This window comes from Psychrobacter sp. T6-1 (assembly GCF_052258445.1).
Genome location: NZ_JBQQFC010000346.1, coordinates 1 through 2,326 on the forward strand (window position 1 = coordinate 1; position 2,326 = coordinate 2,326).

2 protein-coding genes and 1 pseudogene are annotated in these 2,326 nt (G+C 44.4%); all 3 read right to left on the reverse strand.

The genetic code is table 11. From position 1 onward, the window contains the following. Positions 1 to 736 (reverse strand): metallophosphoesterase (locus ACTXGO_RS12595; protein WP_443574777.1); only part of this gene is annotated, 736 nt, incomplete at its 3' end. A 94-nt stretch (positions 737 to 830) separates the two neighbouring features. Further along, positions 831 to 1,289, reverse strand: coding sequence for a thiol-disulfide oxidoreductase DCC family protein (locus tag ACTXGO_RS12600; RefSeq protein WP_443574776.1), 459 nt, complete (start codon positions 1,287 to 1,289; stop codon positions 831 to 833). 49 nt (positions 1,290 to 1,338) lie between these two features. Next, a pseudogene (locus ACTXGO_RS12605) lies at positions 1,339 to 2,055 on the reverse strand (fatty acid desaturase family protein); the annotation flags it as partial. Positions 2,056 to 2,326 lie beyond the last annotated feature (271 nt).

Here is a 2,326-nt window from a genome sequence, read left to right on the forward strand (position 1 = left end):
GCCATACCGCATCATCTAACAACACACTCTCGCTATCGAGCGCGGTGATACCAGCCGCTTCCACAGCTTGAGTAATCGCTTCATCATAGCCTCGGTAATCATGATTGCCAAGCGTCGCATAAACGCCAAGCGGCGCTTTTAGCTGCGATAATTGCTCATGCATATTGCTGTTGTCATAAGCGATGGTCGTATCATTCATGATGTCGCCTGCGATCACAACCACGTCAGGGTTTTGCTCATCAACCAAATCAACCATTTTCTTTATTTGCCGATTCCCAAACCATCGACCCAAATGGGTATCAGAGATTAGCGCGATATCCATTGGCTTATCTAACGGTTTGTCTGTCGTAACCGTCAATCTATGCACCACTGGTGAATACGCATTGAATACGGCTAAGCTAGTAATACTGACAAAAGTGACGATAGCAAATAAACGTATAAACTTCGCATTTGGATTCTGTCTATACCCTTTGGATAAGATAAACCAAATCACAGCCGTTATGGCTACCGCATAGAGCATAAAGCCTTGCACGATAGCGACCACTAGATAAACGTGAAAGCGCTCATACCAAAATTCAGTAAAGCCGTAAACCAGTATGGCATTGTTAAATATAAAAATCGCTAGAACCAGCGCCACTTTACTAATCACCCTTTTAGGCCTAATGAACCATAAGAGAATCATGCTGGTCATAATAGCAAGGAGCTGGGTGAAAGCGATGAAGAACCACATAGCCATATCTAACAAAGTGAATATAAATCCATCTTACGGTACTAAACCCTAAAGCGAAATAGTGCTAGTCAGTTTTCACGAACACTTCATAAAAAATCCTTTAACGCTTATCAGGGGCGATTTTACAAATGCCATTAGCGCAGGCTTGCGTCACTGCTTTACCATAAATCAATTTGGTTACCCAGTTTGGAATACGGTAGCGATTACGCGCAACCGTAGGATAGATAAAGTCGCCCAGCTGTTTGATAATAGGTAGATATAATACCGATGCCCACTTCACGCCGCCCATCTTATAGAGCAGTCTGATAGCATCCATATGCGTATACCAGTGACCTTGATCGGTCTGGACACACAGATAAGTCATGGCATCAGCGCGACTAAATCCAGCCGCTTGTAACTCGTCTATGCCTGTATCTACTGACGTTACTTCAATTCCTTCTGGATTACGGATTTGCATACTGTGCGCTTCTGTACTACAGAGCACGCAACTGTCGTCGTAGTACATAGTGATGGCGGTAACCTTTGAGTTTGAGCGATTGTCTTTATTTAAAATAATCATCTGCGGGCTCCTTCATTTATTATGTTGAACATGACTTTTACAGTATTTCTTATAGTATGGTATCGCTCTGCATGTCTTTATGGCTTCTCGTCTTTTGCGAATAGCTAGGTGCTAACATAGGTATCACAGGTTGCTGCGTCCACTCAGGTGCCTGCGCATCCAAACGCTTAGCGAGCTCTGGCAAATGGTTGGTCGGTACCGCTGGAAATAGATGATGCTCGATGTGATAGAGCAGATTAAAAGTCAGCAGATTGATCAGCGGATGGCGCTCGCTACGGGCATAAACTCGCTCATCACAGCCATGATGGACGCTCCATACCGCAAAGAAGCCGACCATAGTATTGGCAAGTATCATAACGAGCACGTGATAGACCAAGACGGGATGCATAGTAATAAGCGCTGTAACAATAACCGCTGATATCAGCAGCATGTCAATGGCGACAAGCAAGCGATTACGGCGGCTACCATGAGTTAGACCGAACCACTGAATCGCTATTGAAAATAGTCCACCGCCGAGTATCGCTTGATACCAAGGCAGACGTGCCCAATTGCCCTCGACATCGCTCTCTCCTAATGGGTCACGATGATGATTGAGGTGAGTATGGCGAATCGCATGCGTACTACAGAGCATAGTAATACTGAGCGCAAATAGCATGAGCTCGGTCGCCATCTCGCTAACGCCTAAAGTGCGATGATAGCAATCATGCGCCTGACGTAGTGCGGCGGTAAAAAAGAAAAACGTTGCCACTAATGCCAATAACCAAAACCCTTGCCACGCGCTTCACCATGACAACAAAAGAAAAGGAAGTGATAGCAATACATTGTAGATAGCTTCAACAGGACGCAGTTGACGTAAGTCTTGCCACTTTATCTGACTGAGCGAAGGATGCCGCATGAGGTTCTCCTTGATTAGTATCTGTATAAATATTGAATCACTGCATTTACTTTATTTCTGTCAGTACTGAAATAAATAGTTAAATAATTAGACGGCTCGTAAACTGTGTCCAAACCGCCTAACTATATTTAACCGTTACTAC